This is a genomic window from Tautonia plasticadhaerens, assembly GCF_007752535.1.
Lineage (GTDB): Bacteria > Planctomycetota > Planctomycetia > Isosphaerales > Isosphaeraceae > Tautonia > Tautonia plasticadhaerens.
In genome coordinates this window covers 5,183,929-5,208,469 of sequence record NZ_CP036426.1, presented here as the reverse complement: position 1 = coordinate 5,208,469, position 24,541 = coordinate 5,183,929, and the positions used below count along the sequence as shown (strand labels likewise).

20 protein-coding genes and 1 pseudogene are annotated in these 24,541 nt (G+C 70.0%); 15 read left to right on the top strand and 6 right to left on the bottom strand.

From position 1 onward, the window contains the following. Positions 1-18: 18 nt before the first annotated feature. Complete coding sequence (locus ElP_RS20795; protein ID WP_197446239.1) at positions 19-678, bottom strand: thermonuclease family protein; 660 nt, start codon at positions 676-678, stop codon at positions 19-21. Between the two features lie 1,439 nt (positions 679-2,117). On the opposite strand from ElP_RS20795, the gene ElP_RS20790 reads away from it, so the two are divergent. Continuing rightward, positions 2,118-4,391 carry a COG1470 family protein gene (locus tag ElP_RS20790; RefSeq protein WP_145272532.1) on the top strand — a complete coding sequence of 758 codons (2,274 nt, stop codon included), beginning with the start codon at positions 2,118-2,120 and terminating at the stop codon, positions 4,389-4,391. 6 nt (positions 4,392-4,397) lie between these two features. Here the strand turns inward: ElP_RS20790 and ElP_RS20785 are convergent, their stop codons facing one another. Then, on the bottom strand, positions 4,398-5,759 hold the full coding sequence (locus ElP_RS20785; RefSeq protein ID WP_145272530.1) for a DUF1501 domain-containing protein: 1,362 nt from the start codon (positions 5,757-5,759) through the stop codon (positions 4,398-4,400). Positions 5,760-6,188: 429 nt separating this feature from the next. Between ElP_RS20785 and ElP_RS20780 the strand changes: the two genes are divergently transcribed. Further along, on the top strand, positions 6,189-8,639 hold the full coding sequence (locus ElP_RS20780; protein ID WP_145272528.1) for a DUF1549 domain-containing protein: 2,451 nt from the start codon (positions 6,189-6,191) through the stop codon (positions 8,637-8,639). A gap of 428 nt (positions 8,640-9,067) precedes the next feature. Here the strand turns inward: ElP_RS20780 and ElP_RS20775 are convergent, their stop codons facing one another. After that, complete coding sequence (locus ElP_RS20775; protein WP_197446238.1) at positions 9,068-10,417, bottom strand: Gfo/Idh/MocA family protein; 1,350 nt, start codon at positions 10,415-10,417, stop codon at positions 9,068-9,070. Between the two features lie 518 nt (positions 10,418-10,935). Continuing rightward, positions 10,936-11,193 (bottom strand): hypothetical protein, encoded by a 258-nt coding sequence (locus ElP_RS20770; protein ID WP_145272524.1) that lies wholly within the window; start codon positions 11,191-11,193, stop codon positions 10,936-10,938. 449 nt (positions 11,194-11,642) lie between these two features. Here ElP_RS20770 and ElP_RS20765 point away from each other — a divergent pair, with 449 nt between their 5' ends. Both ElP_RS20765 and ElP_RS20760 read left to right on the top strand, forming a co-directional pair. Continuing rightward, a complete protein-coding gene (locus ElP_RS20765; protein WP_145272522.1) occupies positions 11,643-12,041 on the top strand; it encodes a site-specific integrase in 399 nt (132 codons plus the stop codon). 319 nt (positions 12,042-12,360) lie between these two features. Then, positions 12,361-13,209 (top strand): hypothetical protein, encoded by an 849-nt coding sequence (locus tag ElP_RS20760; protein WP_145272521.1) that lies wholly within the window; start codon positions 12,361-12,363, stop codon positions 13,207-13,209. A 698-nt stretch (positions 13,210-13,907) separates the two neighbouring features. On the opposite strand, the gene ElP_RS20755 is transcribed toward ElP_RS20760, so the two are convergent. Continuing rightward, positions 13,908-14,534: a CGNR zinc finger domain-containing protein gene (locus tag ElP_RS20755; protein ID WP_145272518.1), complete on the bottom strand. Its 627-nt coding sequence runs from the start codon at positions 14,532-14,534 to the stop codon at positions 13,908-13,910. 134 nt (positions 14,535-14,668) lie between these two features. On the opposite strand from ElP_RS20755, the gene ElP_RS20750 reads away from it, so the two are divergent. The 4 genes from ElP_RS20750 to ElP_RS20735 all read left to right on the top strand — a co-directional run bounded on the left by ElP_RS20750 (position 14,669) and on the right by ElP_RS20735 (position 18,570). Further along, positions 14,669-15,514: an alpha/beta fold hydrolase gene (locus tag ElP_RS20750; protein WP_145272516.1), complete on the top strand. Its 846-nt coding sequence runs from the start codon at positions 14,669-14,671 to the stop codon at positions 15,512-15,514. Positions 15,515-15,587: 73 nt separating this feature from the next. After that, positions 15,588-16,094 (top strand): DoxX family protein, encoded by a 507-nt coding sequence (locus ElP_RS20745; RefSeq protein ID WP_145272514.1) that lies wholly within the window; start codon positions 15,588-15,590, stop codon positions 16,092-16,094. A 96-nt stretch (positions 16,095-16,190) separates the two neighbouring features. Continuing rightward, positions 16,191-17,165, top strand: coding sequence for a zinc-binding dehydrogenase (locus tag ElP_RS20740; protein WP_145272513.1), 975 nt, complete (start codon positions 16,191-16,193; stop codon positions 17,163-17,165). 25 nt (positions 17,166-17,190) lie between these two features. Continuing rightward, a complete protein-coding gene (locus ElP_RS20735) occupies positions 17,191-18,570 on the top strand; it encodes a dihydrolipoyl dehydrogenase family protein (RefSeq protein ID WP_145272511.1) in 1,380 nt (459 codons plus the stop codon). A gap of 11 nt (positions 18,571-18,581) precedes the next feature. On the opposite strand, the gene ElP_RS20730 is transcribed toward ElP_RS20735, so the two are convergent. Beyond that, a complete protein-coding gene (locus ElP_RS20730; protein ID WP_145272509.1) occupies positions 18,582-19,058 on the bottom strand; it encodes a DUF4385 domain-containing protein in 477 nt (158 codons plus the stop codon). A 209-nt stretch (positions 19,059-19,267) separates the two neighbouring features. On the opposite strand from ElP_RS20730, the gene ElP_RS20725 reads away from it, so the two are divergent. The 7 genes and pseudogenes from ElP_RS20725 to ElP_RS20695 form a co-directional block, all read left to right on the top strand. Further along, positions 19,268-19,684, top strand: coding sequence for a cupin domain-containing protein (locus ElP_RS20725; protein WP_145272507.1), 417 nt, complete (start codon positions 19,268-19,270; stop codon positions 19,682-19,684). A gap of 2 nt (positions 19,685-19,686) precedes the next feature. Continuing rightward, positions 19,687-20,598 carry an NAD-dependent epimerase/dehydratase family protein gene (locus tag ElP_RS20720; protein ID WP_145272505.1) on the top strand — a complete coding sequence of 304 codons (912 nt, stop codon included), beginning with the start codon at positions 19,687-19,689 and terminating at the stop codon, positions 20,596-20,598. After that, on the top strand, positions 20,595-21,440 hold the full coding sequence (sigJ, locus tag ElP_RS20715) for an RNA polymerase sigma factor SigJ (RefSeq protein ID WP_145272503.1): 846 nt from the start codon (positions 20,595-20,597) through the stop codon (positions 21,438-21,440). Before ElP_RS20720 ends, sigJ begins: the two co-directional genes overlap by 4 nt. Positions 21,441-21,463: 23 nt before the next feature. Then, a complete protein-coding gene (locus ElP_RS20710) occupies positions 21,464-22,228 on the top strand; it encodes an SDR family oxidoreductase (RefSeq protein WP_145272501.1) in 765 nt (254 codons plus the stop codon). A gap of 573 nt (positions 22,229-22,801) precedes the next feature. Then, positions 22,802-23,140 carry a helix-turn-helix domain-containing protein gene (locus tag ElP_RS20705; RefSeq protein WP_145272499.1) on the top strand — a complete coding sequence of 113 codons (339 nt, stop codon included), beginning with the start codon at positions 22,802-22,804 and terminating at the stop codon, positions 23,138-23,140. Then, positions 23,086-23,514, top strand: a complete 429-nt coding sequence (locus ElP_RS20700; RefSeq protein WP_197446237.1) for an IS3 family transposase — start codon at positions 23,086-23,088, stop codon at positions 23,512-23,514. The genes ElP_RS20705 and ElP_RS20700 overlap by 55 nt, the downstream gene beginning before the upstream one ends. Before the next feature lie 428 nt (positions 23,515-23,942). Next, a pseudogene (locus tag ElP_RS20695) lies at positions 23,943-24,386 on the top strand (recombinase family protein); the annotation flags it as partial. Between the last annotated feature and the right edge of the window lie 155 nt (positions 24,387-24,541).

Below are 24,541 nucleotides of genomic sequence, written 5' to 3'. Positions count from 1 at the left end.
GCCTCCGGGTATTTCGTCCTAATCGCAATCGCCCGCCTTGCGGTACCCGGCGGCCTGCGCCTCCGCCGCCGTGCTAAACGGCACCTTGTTGCCCTCCTTCATCTTGCCGATGCTCCGGCAATGAGAAGCATGGTAGACGCGGCTGTTGCGGTTGCTGATGACCCCGCCTGACAAGGCCGGGATGGCGGGCTGGGACCCGCCGACCGCCGGGCCCCTCTCACCTCTTCGCCAATCCCACGGCGCGACCGGGTCCGGCCTGGCCCAGAGGCCGCGTTTCGCGGCTTTCGCCCCCGCTTCGAGCCGCTCCAGCTCGGTATCCGTCGGGGTATAGGTCCTGTACCACCAGGTGTAGCCCTGAGCAACCAGCGTCCGGTTCAGGCTGGTTCCGTCGGACAGGATCACCTCGGCGACGGTGCGCCCGTAGCGATCGGTATCCCGATCGCGGATCGTGACCGTCTTGCCGAACGCCAGCTCCGAGCTCGCCTGCCGCGCCCGCGTGCCGAAGTCCCGGCCAGTCTCCGGCGTGTCGATGCCGTGCAGTCGTACCTTCACCTGCCGGTTCCCCTCGACAAGCACGGTGAGCGTGTCGCCGTCGGAGATGCCGACGACGCGGGCGGAGAAATCGGCCGGGGCCGGGCCGTCGCGAACCGCGGCCGGGCCTTGCGGGCGGAGGAGCACGAGTCCATCTACGGCCTTCGGTGAGCCGCGATCCGGGCCATGGCCGGGATGGGACGGCCCTTCAGGCCTCGATCCCGCGCTGCTCGCCCGGGGAGTGGCGTCGGGCTGCCCGAGACGCAGGGCCCTGCCGCAGTGCGGCTGGGGCGTCGCGAGCGAGCCGGAGCAAGCCCGATCGTTGAGTCGCCCGAACCTCGCTCCGGGGCCCAGCGCGGGGCCACGGCCGTCGCCGGGCTGCGAGTTCCCGCCGGGACACAGAAGCGGACACGCCACATCCGAGCCCCCCGGTCGTCACGGAACCATGTCGTGCGGGGGAGCGAATCGGGTCCCCTCCGGGCCGTTGCCCGCCCGGGCAACGGCCATATCTCATGGGATGGGGCCGGCCCCTCCGACCCCCGCCCCGACCATCCCGCTCGGCCTACCAGGCCAGCGACGAGCCGGTCGGAGCTCGGGAAGAGCGCCTCCGTGCCCATCTGTTCTGCTGGGGGCGTGTCCCAACCCTCCCCGACGACCTCCCGGCGCCCCCTCCCGGGAGCACGGCCCGGCGACTGGCCTCCGGTTCCGGGACGGGCGGGCTGCAAACGGCCCTTATAAAGAACTTCTTCTTCCCAAGGGCGCCTTGCAGCCCCTGGGCCCGGGGGGGCATCCGCCCGCCCCGTCCGGGCCGGCGCGACGAGCCCGGGCATGGGTCCGGGGCCGCGGGCGCAGCCCCGCCGGCCGCGGGAACCGTGACGCGGCACCCCCGATGCCCCTCCCAGCCCGGGACGCCTCCGCCCCCCCTTGGCCGCGACCCGCCCGGTTGCGTCGACAGGGAGACCCGCCATGTCGCCCGACGAACCGGCCCCTGATTCGATCCCACGCCGGAGGAACCAAGCCCCGGCTCGCCCCCGCCGGGCGGGTGAAACATGTGGCGCCTGATTCACATGCTGCCCGCCGAGCGGGCAACGGTCGATCCGCTGTCTACGCCTCGACGGAGTCGGTGGCCGGGCGGCCCCGGCGACGCCGGGCGTCGCGCAGCCGGTCGCCCTCCCCGACCGAGTTCCTGGTCGAGGCCGGGGTTGGGGAGGTCACCGCCCGGGTCGTCAGCCGAACCGACGACTGGGTCCTGCCAGCTCACATCCTATTAATCGAAGATTTTCGATGCGTCCTCGCCCGGCGTGCTCGAATGCCTTGACCGAGTGTGAGGCCTATGGGAGTTTGAATGAGTGTGAACGAGGCCGGAAGGAACCCGTGCGTGCAAGTGGCCGTTGTCTACCTCGGCAGGCCGGCCGTCCGGATCTGCATGAGAAGTCCAGCCCCGGCACGCAGCCCGGAGATCGACCATGATCTACCTCCCACGTGCCGGTCTCTTGGCAGGGCTGTTGGTCGTTCCCGCACTCGCCTGGGCCGATCCTCCCCGCCTGACCGGTATCGCTCCCCTCGGGGTCCGGCGCGGCGAGACGATGGAGGTCACGTTCGAGGGATCGGGGCTCGTCGATGGCCCGAGGTTGGTCGCGCCCTTCGGGTTCGAGCTCGAGGAGTCGGCCGGGAGTGATCACGGGGCGACCCACTGGAAGATCCGGCTGACCGTTGATGAGCGGACTGCGGTCGGGGTGTACCCCGTCCGTGTCGTGACGGACTCGGGTGTCTCCAACCCGATCCTGTTTGCGGTCGGCCAGCTGCTGCAGGTCACCGAGGTCGAGCCGAACAACACGCCCGACGGCGCGCAACCGATCCCGAACCCGGTGGTGGTCGAAGGGGAGTGTTCGGGCAACGACCTGGACTTCTTCCGGTTCTCGGGCCGGAAGGGCGAGCGGATCGTCGTCGATGCGGTGTGCGCGCGGGTCGGATCGGAAGTGGATCCGATGATCCGGCTGACGACCGCCGGCGGGCGGCTCGTGGCCTCCGCGGACGATAGCCCGGGCCTCGTCACCGATGGCTACTTCACGGCAGTCCTGCCCGAGGACGGGGCGTACATCCTGGAGTTCTGCGACTCGCGCTTCGCGGGCAAGGGGCGGACGGGCTATCGCCTGCTGATCGGCGCGGTCCCGTTCGCGGGCGAGGTGCACCCGCTCGCCCTGCCGCGTGGGCAGAACACCGCGCTCGAATTGCGTGGGGGGACGCTGTCGATCGACTGCCTCTTCGCCCTGCGGACGCCCTCCGACCCGCTGTGCTCGATGATCTACCCCACGATCCCCGCCCGGTCGCTGGGCGATCCCGCCTGGGTGGATTCCGAGCTGGATGTGGAGCTGCCCACCCCGGTCCCGCTGGGCTCGCCGGTCGCCATCCTTGAGCCGGCGGATCCCGCGCAGCAGCTCCCCCCGCTCTCGCCCCCGGTGACGATCCTCGGCCGGCTGTCGGTCGCCGGCGAGCGGGACGAGTTCGCGATCACGGCCCCGCCGGGGAGCAAGTACGAGGTCCGCGTCGAGGCCTGGGGGTTGGGCTCCGCGCTGGACGGTCAGTTGCGCGTCATCGGGGAGGACGGGAACTTGCTGGGAGAGAGCGACGACGGCAGGCCGTCCGCCGGGCGTCGCTCCGGGGGAGGGGGCCGGCGCGGGAGGGCCCCGACCTCGCCCGACCCGTGGTTCGATCTGACGATCCCAGAGGGTCAGGACGAGGTTAAGCTTGTCGTCACGGATCTGGCGGATCGCGGGGGCGTCGGGTTCACCTACCGGCTGGTCGTGGAGCCGGCCGCGTCCTCCTTCCGGCTCACCCTCGAGGATGGGCAGGTCGCCGTCCCTCGGGGCGGCACCGCGCTGATCCCTGTGACCGTCACGCGCTCCGGATATGATGGGCCCATCGCCCTGGATCTTCGAGGCATCCCGGAGGGGTCCGGCGTGGCCGTCCTCCCGGGGACCGCGCCCGCCGGCCAGACCGGCGGCGTGGTCGGGCTGGAGGCCGTCGCCGGGGGCGACCCCCTTGTCCGGGAGATCCAGGTGGTCGGCACGGGGGGCGACGGGCAGACCGTTGTGGCGTCCGGGACGACCGTCTTCGCGCAGCAGACCCTCGATGTCCGCGGCTTCGGCATGTCCGGGACGATCCCCAGCTACACGCGGCCCACGGTCAGCCTCACCGCGGCCGTGACCAGGCCCGGCCCGATCCTCCTGAACCCGGAGACCCGGACGCTCGTGGTGCCGCAAGGATGCAGGGTTGAGGCCCCGCTCCAGATCGTACGGATGATCGAGGAGGAGGCGACCTATCAGATCATCGCCCTGTCGCCCCCGGACGGCCTGAGCGTCGAGGAGCTGGAGGTCGACGGGAGCGAGTCGACGGCCGAGATCGAGGTCACGGCGGCGGCGGACGCGACGCCCGGCCCGTATCAGGTCGGCCTGGTCGCCCGCCCCTCGGTATCCGAAGGATCGCCCGTCGCCGCGGCCCTGATCGAGGTCGAGGTGGTGCCCCCGGTGAGCCTGGAACTGCCCGAGGGGGAGATCGCGATCGCGCCGGCAGGGACCGTCGCGATCGATGGCAAGGTCGCCCGCGTCGAGCCCTTCGCCGGGGACGTCGTGGTCCGGCTCGATGACTTGCCCCCCGGGGTTACGGCCGAGCCCGTCGAAATCGCGGCCGACGCCTCCGAGTTCACCGTCACGCTCCGGGCGGCTGCCGACGCGGCCCGCACCGAGGCCCGGCCCCGTGCGGTCCTGACATACGAGCTCGGGGACCGGGAGGGGCGCGTGACGCATGGCCCCCTGAACTTGAAGGTCCTCACGCGGGATGCGATCGAGGGACAACGGTGATGGCGATCAGGCCAGCAGGGGCATGATGGGCGTCCCGTACGACACGGGCACCGGCTGGTTGAGATGGTTGTGGAGCTCGGAGGCGGGATCGATGCCCATGCAGTAGAACATGGTCGCGGCGACGTCGTCGGGCGTGCAGGGGTTGTCCCTGGGGTAGGCCGCCGTGGAGTCCGAGGCGCCGTAGACGAACCCTCGCTTCATGCCGCCGCCGGCCATCAGCAGGGTGTAGCACTGCGGCCAGTGGTCGCGTCCGGCGTCCTTGTTGATCTTCGGGGTGCGGCCGAACTCTCCCGTCCAGACGACGAGCGTATCGTCGAGCAGGCCACGCTGATCGAGGTCCTCGATCAAGGTCGGCAAGGTCTGCTCGGTGGCGGGGAGGAGCTTATCGCGCAGGAGGCCGAAGTTGTTGCTGTGCGTATCCCAGCCGACGATGCCGGGCGAGTAGAAGACGGTCACGAACCGCACCCCGGCCTCGATCAGCCGCCGGGCCATGAGCACGCTCTGGCCGTAGGGCGTGCGGCCGTAGCGCTCGCGGAGCCGAGGGTCCTCGGCCTGGATGTCGAAGGCCTTCTTCGTCTCGGAGGAGGTCAGGAGCGAGAGGGCCTTCTGCTGGTAGGCGTCCAGGCCGTGGACCGCCGCGATCGACTCGCTGAGTTGGGAGTACGCGGCCAGCCCGGAGCGCAGCGCCCGGCGGGACGATATCCGCTCCAGCGGCACCTCGATCGGCAGCGTGAGTTCCTCGACCGAGAACTTCGGGTCATTCGGGTCCTTGGTGATGAACAGCGAATCGTGCTCCTTGCCGAGATAGCCCGAAAACTGGCCCGGCGTACGGAAGACGCCGTCGGCGATCATCCAGGGCATCGAGACGAACGTGGGCACACGTGCCTCGCTCGGGGCGAGCTTACTGACAATCGAACCGTATGCGGGATAGTCCGAGGCCGAAGCCGTGGCCGAGACGTTGTCCACCCGAGGGGTGTGGCCCGTCAGGGAGTAGTAGGCCGCCGAGTTGTGCGCGCCGATGCGGTGGTTCACGGAACGGACCACCGCGACCTGATGCATGATCCGGGAGACCCGAGGGAGGAGCTCGCAGACGTCGAGGCCGGGCAAGCTCGAGTGGATCGGCTTGAACTCGCCACGCAACTCGGCGGGCGCGTCCGGCTTCATGTCGAAGGTGTCTTGCTGGGGCACGCCGCCGAACTGGTGCAGGAAGATCACGGACTTGGCCCGCACCTTCAGCCCCGATTGGGACTCGGCCCGCAAGGCCGCCGGCAGGCTCAGGCCCAGGGTCCCCAGGGCGCCGACCTGGAGCATCTGCCGCCGCGACAGCTTGGCATGGCGAAAGTCCGCGCAGGCGTGTTCAGCTCTCATCGCTGCCGTCCTCCGAGCTGATTCGTGGTAATTTCGGACACCGGCCAATCCAGTTTTCGCAAGGCGGGGCGAGCCCTGACTTTCATGGGGCCCGGCGAGGGGACCGCTCAGGGTGGATTGATGCCGGCCCGCGACGTTAAATTCTTTATAAGCACCCGATCGCCGAGACGCAAACCCGAAACCCGGGAGGGATCGAGAGAAGATCGGCATAATCACATGCCGCCCTCCCCGCGTCACCGGTCCGCCGAGATCCGGGCGGGTGCCCTCCAGCAGGCCCGGGGTTTACGCGACCGACCGGCACAGGTACAACAAGTATTGATCTGCATCCTCGACCTCGACAGGTCGGCCGGGAGCCGGCACATCCGTTCAGAATGAGCGTTCGTGTGACACTCATCGCGACGCCTCGATCTCGCCCCGGAGAACACACCCATGCCCCCCCGCACCGCATGGCAGCTTCTGGCGTTGTGCCTCGCCCCGGCTATCGTCCAGGCGGCGGGGTCGGTGCCCGACCGGATCCGCATCGAACCGCCCGAGACGGTCCTGGATGGACGCCGGGCCACGGCGCAGCTGATCGCGACGGGCCATTACCCCGGCGAGACTGTCCGCGACCTGACGCATGAGGGCGGCTGGACGAGCTCGGATCCGTCGGTCGTCGCCGTCGGCCCGGGTGGCCGGATCGAGCCGCGTGGGGACGGGCAGGCCGAGGTGATCGTGCGCCTCGGGTCGAGCGAGGCGAGGGCGGTCGTCCGGGTCCGCAACGCCGACGAGGCGCATCCCATCCAGTTCGCGCATGAGGTCCTGCCCGCCTTGACCAAGGCCGGCTGCAATATGGGCGCCTGCCACGGCACCCCCACGGGCAAGAACGGATTCCGGCTCAGCCTGCGGGGCTACGATGCGGCCGTCGACTTCCAGTCCCTCGCTCGCGAGGTCGGTTCCCGGCGCACCAACCCGTTCAAGCCGGAATCGAGCCTGATCCTGCTCAAGGGGACCGGCCAGACCCCTCACGAGGGCGGCAAGCGGTTGGAGGCCGAGGACGTCTGTTACCGCGCCCTCCGAGATTGGGTGGCCGAGGGAGTCCGACCCGACCCGGACGACACGCCCGAGCTGGTCAGCCTGGTCGTCACGCCCCCGGGGCGCATCCTGGACGACCCGGCACGCGAACAGCAGCTGGTCGTCCGGGCGGAGTTCGCCGACGGCTCGACCCGCGACGTGACGCGGCTCGCCCGCTACAGCACGACCGACACCTCCGTCGCGAGCGTCGACGACGCGGGGCGCGTCGTCAAGGAGTCGCGGGGCGAATCGACCGTCCTGGTCTCGTTCGAGCACCTGGTCGCCGCGGTCCGCCTCGTCTTCCGGGAGCCGGTGCCGGGGCTGGTCTGGGCCGATCCCCCCGAGAACAACTTCATCGACGAGCACATCTTCGAGAAGCTGAAGCTGCTGAGCATCCCCCCGTCGGAGCTGAGCGACGATGCGCAGTTCTGCCGTCGGGTCTATCTCGACGTGATCGGCCTGATCCCCACGCCCGAGGAGCTCGTCGCATTCCTCGAGGACCCTCGCCCCGAGAAGCGTGCGCGGCTCATCGATGAGCTGCTCGAGCGACCCGAGTACGTCGATTTCTGGACCCTGAAGTGGGCCGACCTGCTGGGCTGCAATCGGCGCTTCACGGGCACGAAGGGGGCCATCAGCTACCACCGGTGGATCCGCGACCAGGTCGCTTACAATGTGCCGCTCGACCGGTTCGTGCGCGAGATCATCACGTCGCAGGGCCCGAACTTCACGAACCCTCCCGCCAGCTTCTACCGCCGGATCCGCAGCCCCGAGGATGCGGTCGAGTCGGTCAGCCAGATCTTCATGGGCGTGCGCCTGGGCTGCGCCAAGTGCCATAACCACGTCGCGGAGCGCTGGACGCAGGACGACTACTACGGCATGGCTTCGTTCTTCAGCCAGGTCGAGTACAAGAACGGGCCGCAGAACTTCGCGCAGTACAACAAGGAGGAGACCGTCTACCTGGACCCCGACGCCGAGGTCCGCCAGCCACGGACCGGGGTCGTGATGCAGCCCAAGCCGCTGGGCGACGAGCCGGTTGACGTGGCGGCGGACGAGGACCGCCGCGAGGCGCTGGCCGACTGGCTCGTCGACCCGGCGAACCCCTTCTTCGCCAAGGCGATGGTGAACCGCATCTGGTACCACCTGATGGGACGCGGCATCGTCGACCCGGTGGACGACTTCCGCGAGTCGAATCCCCCGGCGTCGGCCGAGCTCCTGCAGGCCCTGGCGGACGACCTCGTCGCGCACGGATTCGACGCCAAGCGGGCGATCCGGCTGATCCTCAACAGCCGCGTCTATCAGCTCTCGTCGCGGCCGAACGCGTTCAACGAGGAGGACAATCGCTATTTCTCGCATGCGATGGTGCGCCTGATGATGGCCGAGCAGATGCTCGACTCGGCGTGCCTTGCCACGGGCGTGCCCGAGGGACTCTTCTACCTGCCCCCGGGTTCCCGGGCGGCCCAGGTACCCGACGGCGAGCTCGTCCACCCGTTCCTGAGGGACTTCGGCCAGCCGGCTCGGGCCGACGCCTGCGAGTGTGAGCGGGGCACCGATACCACCCTCGGGCAGGCACTCCAGCTCATCGGCGGCCGTACGCTCCACGGCAAGGTCATCGCCCGGGAGAACCGGATCGGCGCGCTGATCGAATCGGGTGCAGATGACGACACGCTCGTGGAGACGCTCTTCCTGGCAACGTTATCCCGCTATCCCGGGACGCAGGAGCGCGAGCTTGCCGTATCCGAACTCGCCGCCCGGCCTTCCGACCGTCGGCAGTCCGCCGAGGACCTGCTCTGGACCTTGATGAATCACCCCGAATTCTTGTTCCAACATTGATGCCCGGTTCCACGGCCTCTCCGGCTCCTCCGTTCTCATCCTAGAGTGCGAGGTCCGCGCCCCATGACCGTCGACGCAGCGGTCCGCGCGAGCGACTGTACGGGGAGATGCCGGCGCGGTCGCGGAATTGGTGACCGAACTCCTCCCGATCAGGCGAGGGGCCCGGCGGACGGATCGGCGGCCCGGCGGGAGGCCGAGGCGTCGGAGGAGCGGGCCTTCGGGGACCTGTTCGACCTGCCCCGCGAGCTGGCGGAGTGGGCGCTCCATGCCGCCGGCTTCCACCGGCCGAACCGCGGCCCCTGGCGACGGGGGCGGTGGATGCGATCGTCACCGGGCGAGGTCCCCGGCCGACCGTACGGGATGCGGCCGCTTCGGGAGGCCCGATCGGCGATCGGTGACGCCGGATCGAGGTGCCGAGCTCCCGCGTGTCACATCCATCCCGGCCGGTAATCGCGGCGGAGCAAGGATTCGGTCTCGGGGGCGTCGTCGATGGCAAGCCGGGAGGCGTCCCATCGCAGCCTCCGTCCGCTGCGATAGGCGACATTGCCCAGCAGGACGGCCTCGGTGACACGCATCGAGTCGCCGAAATGGCACGACGGCCGGCCCTTCCCCCGGCACGCGTTGATCCACTCCTGATGATGGCCGACGGAGGGCGGGAGACTCGGGGTCGGTCTGCGGTAATCGGCGAACTTCCGCTCGGGCAGGAGCTCGTGACGCGGGTAGCTGACCAGGAGCTGGCCCTCGCTGCCGACGAATACGCCCCACGCCCAGTCGGGCAGGTGGTAGTCGGCGAGGTCGCCGCGCGGCTCGGGCCCGTGGGTCCAGGTCAGGGTGAACGGCGGCCGTCCCGGGCCGCGATCGAAGGTGTAACGCACGTGCTGCCAGCCGGGGGCCGACTCGGGATGCGGCGGCCGGGGGCCGTCGGATTCGACGGTCGAGGGGACCTCTAGCTCCATCGTCCAGAAGGCCAAGTCCACGTAATGGCAGCCCATGTTGCCGAGCATGCCGCCGCCGAAGTCCCACCACTGGTGCCAGCGGGTCGGGATGTAGGATGGATGATAGGGACGCTCCGGGGCCGGGCCGAGCCACAGGTCCCATTGCAGATCGGGCGGGACGGGGGGCGTCCCGGCGGGCCGATCCGTGGCGGGCCAGCCGGAGCGCAGCCAGAGGTGGCAGGCGGAGACTTCGCCGATCGCCCCGTGGCGGATCAGCTCGACGACCCGGCGATAGTTTTCCGAGGAGTGCACCTGCGTGCCGAGCTGCGTGGCGACGGCCCGCTCGGAGGCGACCCGGGACATCGCGCGGGCCTCGGAGACCGAGTGGGCGCCCGGCTTCTCGCAATAGACGTGCTTGCCCCTGCGCATGGCCATGATGCTGGCCGGGGCGTGGTGGTGGTTGGGCGTGCTGACGAGGACCGCGTCGATGTCGCGGTCCAGCTCGTCGAGCATATCGCGGTAGTCGTGATACTTGGCGGCGTCCTCGAACTCGTCGAAGGCGCGGGCGGCGCCGGGCTGGCGTGGGCCCTCGCGTCGAAGGTCCACGTCGCACAGGGCGACGACGCGCGTGCCGGTGACGCGGCCGCCGGCGAACTCCTGCTCCTCCCGACCGGAGATGGAGGCCAGGTTGCGCCAGCCTCGGCCACCGGCGCCGATGACGGCGACGTTCACGCGCTCGTTGGCCCCCACCACCCGGGCATACGAGCGGGCCGAGAGCCCTGGGCCCACCGCCCCGCCTGTGGCCAGGACCAAACCACCTCTGATGAAGTCTCGCCGGCGCATCGTTCGCTCGCTCCAACACATTGTCACGAAGGTCGCCCGGACCCCGTCTGCGTGGTCGGGTCGCGCGGTGACAAGCGGATTTCTGGTGAATCCGGCTGAGGGAGAAGGCGAGGCCCGCTCGATGACCGCTTGCGACGGCGCCGTCCGGACCACGCGGACGGGGTCCGGGCCACGCGCCGCTGCGACCGACGACGAGGCGCGGTTCGCCTCAAGTCGGGTGCCACTGGCGGCGGCTTGCCCGCCGATGCTCGACTCCGAACAAGCCGGAGCACTGGCACAAGCTAACAGTGGCACCCAGAGATGGCCACCTCGTAGTGCTTCGCGCCGGGGGCGGTGACGACCTCGGGGCCGGAACGGGCCGCCCTCGGAACGGATGAGTCGGGACGGTGACCGACGCGGTCGAAGCAATCGAGGGGCCGCCCGGATCGATATCCGAGCCTTCGACGGTGAGGTGGGTGGGGAGGCGGCCTTGGGGGCCGAGAACGAGGGCGCCCTGGTCGAGGGGCCGACCGGGGAGTTCAACCGTTGTGTCTGAATGGAGTCGGGGCTTTGGAATGGAAGGGACGAGAGCTTTCCTTGATTTTTTTGTCGCGTTCGAGCTCGGCCGGGGCGAGGCTACATTGCGAACCTCTTATGCGTGTCGTATGACCTGCCAGGACGAGGCCCGTCGAGCGATCAATGACCCGGGCGGTGACTTCCCCCGCCCCGGTCTCGACCAGGACGTCGGCCGGCTCGGCCTCGATGCCCTTCAGGTGATAGGTCGGGATGGCGATCATAGGGCGATGATAGCACGGCCCGGCCGCTCCGAGGCGGCTGACGCTGGGGCGGGTCTCGTTGGGTCGCGTGCCATCGGAAATCGATCCCGGCCCGTCCCATCGGGCTCGGCCGCAGAAGCCCTCGACCGCCGGGGCTGCAAACGGCCCTTGTAAAGAACTCCTTCTTCCCAAGGGCGCTTTGCAGCCCCCCCGGGGGAGGGGCAACAGACGGCCCCGCCGGGCCGGCACAACGGGCCCGGGCACGGGTCTGAAGCCACGGGAGCAGCCCCGCCGGTTGCTCGGGAGCCCCGACCCGGGCTGCACGGCAGGCCCGGACGGGCGAAGGACGGTCTCCGACCGGACCGAACAAGATCTCCAGGAGCGGCTGGGCCGGCGTCCGCGTCGCGGGCGCGTTCACCGGGAACGGCAAGGAGGCCCACCAGCCGATCGCCTCGTTCCCGCGGCCGGCATTGGCCGAGGCGCTGGCGGGGCTGGCCGAGGAGGAGTTCCTCTGGCCGGGGGGCTGGAAGCGGACGGAGAAGGGACGCTGGGCCGTGGTCGGCTGGGTCGCGGGCAAGGACGCCGGGGAGCTGCTGCGGCGGGACGCGAGGCGGGCGGGGATCGTCGTCGGCCGCTCGGGCCGGGAGGCCAACGGGGGCCGGGTGCTGGACTTCCACTCGCTGCGTCACAGCTACGTGTCGGCGCTGGACCGGGCGGGGCTGTCGGAGGGGCTGGCGCGGAGGCTGGCGCGGGGGTCGAGCCGGGCCTTGCTGGAGCGGTACACGCACCGGGAGTTCGCCGAGCTGGCCGAGGCGGTCGAGGCCCTACCGGCGGTCGGGCTCTACGAGACGCAGGACGACCGGCCGTGACCGACGCCAGGGTCGTCGGACTGCCCCCCCGACGAAGCTCCGGAGCCCGCCGACCGGCGTTGATCCCGGTCCGCCGGCACCGGCTGAGGGCAAGCGGTCGCAGGGGAGGTCGGGTGTACGCCCGGCCGGGACGCCCGACAAGCGGCTCCTGTCCGTCCCCCACCCTGGGGGCGGCGCGGGACGTCGGAGGACCATGCTCCGCGGGCCATCGGGCCAGGAGCGGGAGGTGGGCCCAGGTAGGACGGAGCCCGGGTTCCCCGGCATCCGAGGTGGTGTGACCTGTCGACATGCCGGGCGGATCGCCCGGAGGAGGAGACTCATGGGACTGGACGCGGTCGTGCATTGCTCCTGCTTCGCGATGGGGATGACTTCGCCCCCGCCGTTCCCGGTCGCACGCGACCGGGACGGGCTCCCGGACTTCGAGCCGGCTGACGACAGCGGCGGGATGGCCATGTCGCGGTACTTCGATTGGCTGCAATCCTGCTGCCCCCACCCGCTCCTGATGTATGCCCTCGAGCGGATCGGCAGCTGGGACCAGGTGGATGCCTTCCGAGAGGCGATCGACCGGGCCGGGCCGTCGCGCTTCCCCGTCCTCGCCCGCGAGCTGCCCGGGGAGAACTCCGGCCGGACCACGGCCAAGGCCGCAAAGGTGGCGTTGCGGGAGCTGGATCGATTCCGACGGCTCCCTGAAGTCGGCCGGGACACCTTCCTGATCGACACGCGGACCGGCGGGGAGGTCGCCCGCCGGACCGAGGCCGGGGACGGTGTCGTCCTCAGCGGCCCGACCTACCGCGTCTCCCTGGCCGACGACGAGTTAATTATCGAGGACGCGGACTTCGCGATCGAGGTCTTCCGGGCCCGGCGCTTCCGACAGATCCTGCTGCAGCCGGACCCGGGCGACGGCCGGCTGCGGCGCGAGCAGGCCGAGTTCACCGACCTCGACACGGGGGCGACGCACGTCGCGGCGTGCCCGATCCCCAAGCCGATGGCGCCGGCCGGGCAGACGGAGGAGGAGGCACTGCCGGCCTTCCCCGACTGGGAGTACCCGGAGCTGCTGCACGTCGAGCGGCGGCCGATCCGGCCGGCGGGCTTCGCCGAGACGGTGGACGCCCTCGAGCGGATCTTCCGGGCCGCGGTCGAGACGAGCAGCCCGGTGCACTGGTGCTGAGCATGCGTCACTCGGATGGTTCGGACCGTCGATCGTGTCCGATGGCCAGGGGCTCGGATGCCGGGAGTCCGAGGGGCCCCGGCGGGCGGTCGGGATATCGCGGCCCGGAGGGGACCCTCGGGCCCCGCGGGGTCGGCTTGGACGTGTACCGGCCATATCTGATGTCGCCCAGTCGATCACCGGCCCGGCGGCCGCCCGTCGGCCCCGGGGGATGGGCGTGGGAACCTTCCGGGTCGTCGTCCGCCAGGGAGCTCGGCCCGGAGTTCTCCGGGCGGGTCGGATTGCGGGGCCGCGGGCCGGTCACCGTGCGGTGCAGGCCTATGCGGCGGCGTATGCGCATCGGGGCGGCCGTCGTGGCATCGGGCGGCGGTGCACAGGGCCTCGTGGCCGTCGCGGAGGCGGAGGGAGGCATGTGCCGCGGCCCCGGCGGCGGCAGCCCACCCCAGCCTGGCAGGAGCGGGTAGGCCTATGGGGAGGCGTATGGGAGGCCCGGGACGGGTCCCTGCGGCCGCGCCGGATGCGTCCCGGGACGTCCCGGGACGGCGGCCGGGGCCGGTCCCGAAGACCGGCCCTTTCGCGGCGAAGGAGATGCCTCGGGCCGGGATGCCGGAGCAACCTCGGTCGACCACACCGACGCACTCAAGTACGGCTACCTCCCGGTCGGGAGGGAGATTGTGGCTCCACCACTCTCGACCAGATCACCGGTCAGCCTTCCGGCGATGGCGGTGGGCCGCCTGCTTCGCCCGATTTCCGCAGATCGCCATGCTGCACCATCGCCGCGCACGGCCGCGCGTGCGATCGACGAACAGGAGCGTGCAGGTCGAGCCCTGGCACGCTTTCGCGTACTCGAAGTCCTCGCCGCACACGAACCTGCCGACCTCCTCGGCCAGCGGCAGGAGCAGGGATTCCGGGGTGCGCCAGCGTCGCAGCGCCTTCAGTTCCAGGACGGGCTCCCCTCCGGAAGGCCCTGTCACGATCTGGGCGAATCGTTCGTCCCGGCCAAGCAGGCGGTTCAGCGGCTCCAAGTCGCGCAGGTCGTCGGCGACGAGCTTCCTGCCGCTCCGTTCCCGGACGAAGCTTCGGAACCACTCGCGCAGGCTCCGGGCCTGGGCGGCTATCGCGTCGAACTCGCCCGGGATTGCCCGGTTCCGCACCGCCATGAGCTCCTCCGCTATCACGAGCCCCGCTTCTTCCAGCCAGGCGAGCAGCCCCTCGCCGGAGTCGATCCAATCGACCGGGGTATCCACCGGGGTCGCCAAGGTATTCAGGAAGTCGAGCCCTAGGGAGCCGGAGATGAAGAACGCCGGCGGCTTCTGCGTGCTCATCTGGTGCCTCCCGTCCACCCCGTAACCAGGCTGGCCCCACTTGACCGGTTATCGAGGCCGCCGTAACCTCTCAGGTGAAGGTGATGTAGTTAGCGTAGCCTCTCGTCCAAGGTACCACACGGCAAGGGGAACCGATGCGTTACCGCACGATTGGCGTCGACGGGCTGGACGTCTTCTACCGCGAGGCCGGGGAACCGAGAGCCCCCAACCTGCTGCTGCTCCACGGCTTCCCCAGCTCGAGCCACATGTTCCGCGACCTCATCCCCCTCCTGGCCGATCGCTTTCACATCCTCGCACCCGACCTCCCAGGCTTCGGCCGCACGGCGATGCCGCCTCGGGACAAGTTCGAGTACACCTTCGACAATCTCGCCCGGGTCGTGGGCCGGTTCACCGAGATCGTCGGCCTCGACCGGTTCGCCGTCTATGTATTCGACTACGGGGCCCCGACGGGCTACCGCGTGGCGATGCGGCACCCCGAGCGGATCACGGCGATCATCTCCCAGAACGGCAACGCCTACGAGGAGGGCCTGAGCGACGGCTGGGGCCCCATCCGCGCGTACTGGCAAGAGCCGTCGCCCGCCAACCGGGAGGCGCTCCGGTCCCTGCTGGCTCCCGAGGCGACGCTCTGGCAATACACCCGCGGCGTGCCCGACGCGACCGCCGTCTCGCCTGACGGCTATTCGCTCGACGACTTCTACCTGGCGCGGCCCGGGGCCGACGAGATCCAGCTCGACCTGTTCCGCGACTACGCGAGCAACGTGGCACTGTACCCGGCCTTCCAGGACTACTTCCGGACCCACCAGCCGCCGTTGCTGACGGTCTGGGGCCGGAACGACCCGTTCTTCCTCCCCGCTGGGGCCGAAGCGTATCGCCGCGACATCCCGGAGGCGGACGTCCGCTTCTTCGACACCGGGCATATCGCGCTCGAGACGCACGCCGGGCCGATCGCCGAGGCGATCCGGGAATTCCTGCCCAAATGAACCGGAGGTTCGCCCCGCTGGCAAGGGAGTGAGAAGAGCCCGAGGTCGACGCGATCCGCCCAGGGAGGCCGAGATGCTCAAGCTGCGAAACAATGCCTTCTGGAGCCGCTGGGCGCCCCTGCCGCTTCGCCTGATCATTGGCTTCGGTTTCATGGCCCACGGGTGGGCCAAGCTCAGCCGGGGCCCGGCTGGCTTCGCGAAGCTGCTCGATCGGATCGGCGCGCCGCTGCCGGAGACGACGGCGTGGGTCTCCACGTTCGTGGAACTGGTCGGCGGCCTGGCGATCTTCGTCGGGGCGTTCGTCGAGGTCGTGTGTGTTCCGCTGATCGTCATGATGCTCGTGGCGATGTTCACCGTGCACCTGAAGTACGGCTTCAGCTCCATCCACACGATCGGCCTGACCGCGGACGGCCCGAGGTTCGGCCCGCCGGGTTACGAGGTCAAGCTCCTGTATATCGCGGGCCTCGTCTCGCTGATCCTGGGCGGCGCAGGCGTGATGTCCGTCGACCGGCTTCTCTCTCGCCGAGGAAAGCCGTCTGATCGCCCGAGTGAGCAGGAGCAGCCCTCCAGAGCCGGTTGAAAGCGTGATGGATTCGCGGCGAAGCCAGATGGGCCGCTGTCAATGTTCGGCGGCCTCGCTGAGAATGCCAGCTCACCACTGCGGGAGGGGCGCCCCATGCGTGCGATTCTCAGGACGGCGTTCGGCGGCCCGAATGTGCTCGTCATCCGCGAGATGCCGGAGCCGGAGCCCAGGGACGGCCACGCGGTGATCGAAGTCAAGGCATTCGGCCTCAACCACGCCGAGCTGCACATGCGCAAGGGGGAGTGGGCCGAGATCGCCGACGTCAGCGGCATCGAGTGCGTCGGCGTCGTCAAGTCCTGCCCCGGCGGCGAATTCCCGGCCGGTGCCAAGGTGGCCGCGCTCATGGGCGGCCTGGGGCGGACGATCAACGGCAGCTACGCCGAGTTCACCCGCGCCCCGGTGACGAATGTGGCGGCCATCGAGGCCGACCTCCCGTGGGCCGACCTGGCGGCGCTGCCGGAGACCTACGCCACGGCCTGGACCTGCCTGTTTCGCAACCTCGAGATCCAGCGTGGGCAGACGCTGGTGATCCGGGGGGCGACATCCTCCTTCGGCCAGGCGGCCGTGAAGCTGGCCGTGAACGCCGGGGCGAAGGTCATCGCCACCAGCCGCACCCGGGAGCGATTCCCCGTGCTGGAGAAACTCGGTATCGAGAGGGCCGAGCTGGAGGTGCCGGACCTCTCCGCCCGCATTGACGAGGCGAAGCAGCTCGACGCGGTGCTCGACCTGGTCGGCAACAGCACGATCCTCGACTCGCTCAGGATGCTCCGCCGCGGGGGCTGCGCCTGCCTCGCGGGGTGGTTGGGTGGCCTCGCGCCGATCGCCAACTTCAACCCACTCCTGCAGATGGCCAGCGGCGTCTACCTGACCTTCTTCGGTAGCTTCGTCTTCGGCACACCCGGCTTCTCGCTCTCCGACGTCCCGCTCCAGCAGATCGCCGAGGACGTGGCGGCGGGGCGGCTGGAGGCGAAGCCGTCGCGCGTCTTCCGCTTCGAGGAGATCCGCGAGGCGCATCGGGTGATGGAAGCGAACGAGGCGGGCGGCAAGATGGTGGTCGTCCACGACTGACAGGCCGGATTCCAGGGAGCAAGCCATGCCGAATGCCGAAGACTATGACCTCGTCGTCCTGGGCAGCGGGGCGCCCGGCAAGCTCGTCGCCTGGGCCCTGGCGTCGCGTGGGCCGCGGGTGGCGGTCGTCGAGCGGCGCTACGTGGGCGGCTCCTGCCCGAACGTCGCCTGCCTGCCGAGCAAGAACGTCATCCACGGCGCCAGGGTCGCCCACTACGTCCGGACGAGCGCCGAGTTCGGGATTTCGCACGACGGCTGGAAGGTCGACATGGCCGCCGTCCGCGACCGCAAGCGGCGGATGGTCGACGGCCTGGTGGAGATGCACCTGGCGAAGTACCGGGAGAGCGGGGCGGAACTCGTCATGGGGAGCGGACGGTTCGTGGCACCCAGGACCATCGAGGTCGCGCTCAACGCCGGCGGCACGCGGACGCTCCGCGGCCGGAACGTCGTCATCAACACCGGGTCGCGTGCCCGGCTCGACGACACGCCCGGCCTCGCGGATTCCGGCCCCCTCACGCATGTCGAGGCCCTGGAACTGGACCGGCTGCCGGAGCACCTCATCGTCCTGGGCGGCGGCTACGTCGGCCTTGAGCTGGCGCAGGCCTTCCGCCGCTTCGGCAGCCGCGTGACGGTCGTGGAACGCAACGCCGCCCTGATCCACCGCGAAGACCCGGACGTCACCGAGGCGGTGGAGCAGCTCCTGCGCGACGAGGGGATCGAGATCCGGACCGGCACGGCGGTCGATCGCGTCGAGGGGCGGTCAGGCGAGTCCGTCCGCCTGCGCACGGCGGGTGGCCCGATCGAGGGGACGGACCTGCTCGTCGCCGGCGGGCGTACGCCGAACACCGACGGCATCGGGCTGGAACCGGTCGGGGTGGAGGTGGACGGGCGGGGGCACGTCAAGGTCGACGAGCGGCTGAAGACGACGGCCGAGGGCGTGTGGGCGGCGGGCGACTGCGCCGGGAGCCCCTACTTCACGCATATCGGCGAGGACGACTTCCGCGTGCTGCTGGCCAACCTCACCGGCGGTGACCGCGTGACGACCGGTCGGCAGGTGCCCTACTGCCTGTTCACCGACCCGGAACTGGCCCGCGTGGGCCTGAGCGAGCGGGAGGCCAGGGAGCGGGGCGTCTCTTACCGACTGTCCAAGCTCCCGCTGCAGGGCGTGCTCCGTGCCCGGACGCTCTCCGAGACGCGGGGCTTCTACAAGGCGCTGGTCGAGGCGGGTGGCGACCGCATCCTCGGCTTCACGGCCTTCGGCCCCGAGGCCGGTGAGGTCATGGCGGTCGTCCAGGTGGCGATGCTGGCGGGGCTGCCGTACACGGCCCTGCGAGATGCCGTCCTGACCCACCCGACGATGGCCGAGGGGCTTGCCGGGCTGTTTGGCTCGGTGCCGAATGGCTGAGGAACGGGACCTTACCCGTACTTCTCCTTCCACTCGGCCTTCATCTTGGCATGGGCGGGCCTGGCCTCGGCCTTCTTCCAGGCGTCGAAGAAGATTCGCGACGACTCTGCGTTCGCCGGGTCGCCCGTGTCCCTTTCAAGCTGGTGCTTGTCGATCGCGTCGTACTTCCGGCCGCCCTTGTAGTTGGTGTACCACCGGGAGCGGGTGAAGCCCATCTGCAGGAACTTGCGGGCCATGTCCGCGCCGACGAAGTCGCCCTCGCGGAGGTAGGCCAGGAACCTCTTGTAGATCGCCTGGCTGCTCTCGCGGGCGATGTCGGGCGTCTTGAACCGCCAGAGGGGCACGAGCTCGCCCTTGTAGGGCTCGCAGATCAGGACGCCCTGCTCGCCCTTGCCAGCGAGGTAGAGCTCCGGGTGCTCCCGGTAGTCCACATCGGGCTTCCACGCGTACTTCGTCTTGTCGAAGTCCAGGTAGCTGGGCTCGTCCATGGCGGTCACGGGAATTCGGCCGTGGCTGAGCCCCCAGTCAGCGACTGATACGGGAGGATGCGAGTCCCGTGCCGGGGCGGCTCGGGCTCATCGCGAACCCTCCCCGCAGATTTTTTCGGGCCTCGTCACAAAACCGGCCCCCTCGTTCGTCCTTGGTGCCGAGAGCCGGGGGTGAACTCCCGGCCGTAACCCGAAAGGAGACCCCAACCATGGCCCGTGCAGCCCTGGCAATCGGCGTCGGACTCCTGGCGGTGGCCGGGATCGCCGCGGCCCGCCACGACGAGGACGCCGAGTCGGTCAAGCCCGTGGCGGCCTACGACATCGTCGAGAAGCTCGACGGCAAGGACACGACCGCGTCCGTGGTCGAGGTGACCATCGAGCCCGGCAAGGCGGGCGTCGCCCACCGCCACCCCGGCCCGGGTTTCGGCTACGTCCTCGAGGGCGAGTACGAGTGGGCGATCGACGACAAGCCCGCGAAGGTCCTGAAGGCGGGCGAGACCTTCTACGAACCGGCCGGGTGCCTGCACCGGGTGTCGGCGAATCCCGGCAAGGTCAAGACCCGCCTGCTGGCGTGGGTGATTCACCCCAGGGGCGCCAAGGACATCGCCGTGCCGGAGAAGCACTGACCATGAACGTCCTCGTCGCCGGGGCGAGCGGGGCCATCGGCCGCCCGCTCGTCGCGGAGCTGATCCGCCGTGGCCATATGGTCACGGGCATGACCCGGTCGGACGCGGGGGCGAAGGCCCTGGCCGCTCTGGGGGCGACCGTCGCGCGGGTGAGCGCACTCGACGCGGATGCCGTCGGGCGGGCCATGAAGGAAGCCCGGGCCGAGGTCGTCATCGACGAGCTGACGGCGCTGCCCGCGGATCCGTCCCGGATGTCCGACGCCGCCGCAGGCGACCGGAAGCTGAGGCTCGAGGGCGGCGGCAACCTCCACCGCACCGCGCTGGCCTGCGGGGCGCGGAGGTACATCCAGCAGGCGAGCGGATTCTTCCTCCGGCCCGGCCCCGGGCTCGGTGATGAATCCGAGGGGATGGCGGTCGACGCCAGCCCCCGCATCGCGGACCACGCCCGCACCTACGCCGAGCTGGAGTCGCGGGTCCTGGGAGCAGAGGGCATCGAGGGGGTCGCCATGCGGTACGGCTTCTTCTACGGGCCGGGCACATGGTATCACCAGGAAGGCGCCTCGGCCGATCAGGTCCGCAGGGGCGAGTTCCCCATCATCGGCGACGGCGAGGGCGTCTGGTCGTGGGTCCACATCGACGACGCGGCCGTCGCCACCGCCGACGCGTTGACCATCCCGCCCGGCGCGTATCACATCGTCGATGACGACCCGTCGCCGGTCGCCCTCTGGCTGCCGGCCTTTGCCCGGTTCGTCGGCGGCCCGCCGCCTCCGCATGTTACGGTTGAGCAGGCCCTGGCGTCCGCGGGGGAGGACGCGGTGTACTACGGGACGAAACTTCGGGGGGCGTCGAACGCCAAGGCTAAGGAGACGTTCGGGTTCCTCCCGCGGCGGCAGGAGTGGCTGAGGACGCCATGATCGACGACGTGACCGCCCTGCGGCCGAAGATGATGTCCGTCGCCTACCGGATGCTCGGCAGCGTGGCCGACGCCGAGGACGCCGTGCAGGACGCCTTCGTCCGTTACCAGACGACCGGGGGCGTCTCCTCGCCCGAGGGTTTCCTGGTCCGCACCACCACCCGCATCTGCATCGACCGGCTGCGGGAGCGGAAGCGGCGGGAATACGTCGGCCCGTGGGTGCCCGAGCCGGTGGAGACGCGGGAGGTGGCGCGTGGCGACGCCCTGGCCGAGTCGCTCACCCAGGCGTTCCTGCTCCTGCTGGAGCGGCTCACGCCCGACGAGCGGGCGGCGTTCCTGCTCCGCACCGTCTTCGACTACGAATACGCCGAGATCGGCGAGGCGGTCGGCAAGACCGAGGCGGCCGCCCGTCAATTGGTGAGCAGGGCGCGAGGGCGTCTGGGCCTCGAAGGCCATCGCCGGTTCCCGGCGGCCTCGGCGCGGGCGGATGGCCTGGCGGAGCGGTTCCTGGCGGCATGCCGATCTGGAGACGTGAAGGCGGTCGAGGCCATGCTCACCGAGGACATCGAGCTCCATTCCGACGGCGGCGGCAAGGCGACGGCGGCCCGGGTGGTGATCCGCGGCCGGGACAAGGTCGCCCGCTTCCTGGTCGGGGTGCTGCGCAAGCCGTACATGCAGGACGTCGGCGTCGCGACGGTCAACGGCGAGCCGGGGCTGGTATTCCGCTCCGGCGACGCGATCCACGCGGTGTTGTCGCTCAGGGTCGAGGGAGACGTGCGGGCGATCTACATCACGGCCAACCCGGACAAGCTCGGCCGCTGGGCGGTGGCCGAGATCGAATAGGACGATTCCCAAGGGAGGACAGCATGAAGATCGTGGTCATCGGCGGCAGCGGGCTCATCGGCAAGAAGCTCGTGGCGAACCTCACCGGGCGGGGACATGAGGTCGTGTCGGCGTCACCGTCGACGGGCGTAAACACGCTCACCGGCGAGGGCCTGGCCGAGGCCTTCGCGGGCGCCCGTGTCGTTGTGGACGTGTCGAACTCCCCGTCCTGGTCGGAGGACGCCGTGATGGAGTTCTTCAGGACCTCGACCGGCAACATCCTGGTCGCCGAGAAGGCCGCGGGCGTGGGGCACCACGTCGCGCTGTCGGTGGTCGGGGCCGACCGGATGAAGGACAGCGGGTACATGCGTGCCAAGGTCGCCCAGGAGGGCCTGATCCAGGCCGGCGGGGTGCCGTACACGATCCTCCGGGCCACCCAGTTCTTCGAGTTCCTGGGCGGGATCGCCGGGAAGGGCGACGGCGAGGTCCGGCTGTCGATCGCCCGCATGCAGCCGCTGGCGGCCGACGACGTGGCCTCCACCCTGGCCGATGTCGCAATGAAGCCGCCAGCGAACGGCATGCTCGAGGTGGCGGGGCCCGAGTCGCTCTCCATCGCCGAGTTCGTAGGACGCTACCTCTCCGCGAGTGGGGACGAGCGGAAGGTGATCGCCGACCCGCAGGCCGGCTACTTCGGGGCGGCGTTGGACGAGCGCGGGCTCAATCCCGGGGACGGGGCCATCATCGGGACGACGCGGTTCGAGGACTGGTTCGCTCGGTACGGCACCGCGAGCGTCGCCCCGGTTCGTTGACCGTCTGGGCTTGGGAGAGGCGGTCGTGGCTGGTGACGGATAAGCGAGAGCGCTGAACGAGAGGGATCTTAAGAAACACCAAAGGCCGGGTAGGCAAGCCCTACCCGGCCTCGGTTGTGGGTGCCTCGCCTGCCGCTCGCGGCGGGTGCAATAACGGGCGGCGAGCCGCCGGTTAGCATGGGTTTTTGGCGCGGAGCACTGGCAAAGCACAGGTGTCTTATCGGCTCGCGGCCGGGCGGGGCTTGACCGGGTCAAGCTCTCCCGCCTGACGCCGGCAGATAGCGGTTCATGAGGGCCGCGAAGCCCTTGCGGCCGGTCTTGGGCATGTGCCTGGGCCGCGACCGTAAGGCCATCGCGTTGAATGGTATAGGTCGACGGTCGGATCGACGCAATCTGTCCATGACAGGTCGGTCGTCGGATCAAGGCTGGGCAGCCGAGCACGATCGGTGCGGTGCCAAGGGGGGGCTCTTTCCCGATGCTTGGCCGTGCTCTCGAACACCAACATCGTCCCTCGCCGGGGATTTTCTCTGGACATTCCCTTGAGCCATAATGGCTCTGGAAGGAGTGCCCGAGATGACCAAGCCCAGCACCAAGACCGACAGCCAGGATCGTGGACGCTTCTCGGCCAGGCGGAAGACCGAGGCCGTCCTCCGCCTCCTCCGGGGCGAGGACCTCGACACCCTCTCCCGGGAGCTGGGAGCCGTCGCCGCCACCCTCTCGGGTTGGCGGGACGCCTTCCTCGACGGCGGCACCGCGGCGATGAAGAGCCGACCGGCCGACGACCGGGACGAGTTGGTGGCCCGGCTCCAGTCCAAGGTCGGCCAACTCACGATGGACAACGAGCTGCTCGGCCGGAAGTGCCAGCAGATGGAGAGCGGCCGCCCTTTTGCGTCGAGGAGGCGGAGCACCTGAGCCGCTCCGCCTCCCCCTCGACCGGCAAGCCCTACGGCATGCAGCGGGTCTGCCGCATCTTCGGCATGGCCCGCTCCACGGCCTACTTCCTCAAGGCCCGTGAGGCGGTCCCGCCGGAGCAGCGACCGGCCCCCAGGAAGCGGGGCCCGGTCGGGGCCGCCACCGACGCCGACCTGGTCGTCCACATCCGCCGGGTCCTGGCCGAGAGCCCGTTCCACGGCGAGGGCTATCGCAAGGTCTGGGCACGCCTCCGCCATCAGGGCATCCGAACGGCCTCCGAGCGGGTCCGGCGGCTGATGCGGGAGCACCACCTGCAGGCCCCCCGCCGGGGCGGTGGAAATGATCGTGTAAGAGGGGTTCTCCCGCACTCTTGATGACAAAGCCCCCATCTTCACTGACTGCAATCGAGCCTCGGGATCATGCCGCGTTCACGACGCGGGCCTTCAAGAGCGGGAATCCCGCCCGACCGTACATCTGCCGCTTGATCGTCTTCACCTGCTGGACAGACTGCACCGATCGACACACCCCGTGTCTCGGGCGATACTCAAGGTGCACCTGCGCCGTCTCTCCCCTCTCTCTTGAGTCTGGCGAGCTGGCTCCAGCGACGCCAGGCGGACACCCGGAAGGATCGACCATGCCACGCACAACACGGAGGCGACGCCTCCCCACCTCCACGACACCCAACCTCAGCTGACCCGCCTCTGGGCGGTTCTTCCGGATCAAGACCGACGACGCGTGCTCGGCGTCCTGGGACGCGTCCTCGCCGAGCGGCTGCGCCCCCGGCCGCCGAAGGGGGTGGGCAATGACCCGGTCTGATCCGTGGCCGTCAGGCACGTCGAACAAGATCCGCCGCCCTCATCTCGAACGCCTCGCCGTCGTCTACGTCCGCCAGTCGACCCAGCGACAGGTCCTCGAGAACCGGGAGTCAACCGACCTCCAGTACAAGCTCGCCCGCCGGGCTGAGGAACTCGGGTGGCGGCCCGACCGCGTCCTGGTGATCGACGACGACCTCGGCCGCAGCGGCAGTTCGGCCGCCGACCGCGTCGGGTTCCAAAGGCTCCTAGCCGAGGTCGGCCTGAACCATATGGGGCTCATCCTGGGGTCGGAGATGAGCCGGCTGGCCCGCTCCTGCAAGGACTGGTACCAGTTGCTCGAGCTGGCCTCCGTCTTCGGCGTGCTCATCGCCGATCAGGACGGCCTCTACGACCCCGGCCAGTACAACGACCGCCTCCTGCTCGGCCTGAAGGACAACCAGACGGCGCTGCACGATGCGGTCCAGGCGGTGTTCGACCGGGCGTGTGAGGCCGACTTCGAGGGGGGCCGGTGTAACGGGCACGACGTCGGAGGAGGACGGCCACGGCCGGCATGAGGAGCGGTAGGTGACCGTCGTCTACGACCCCG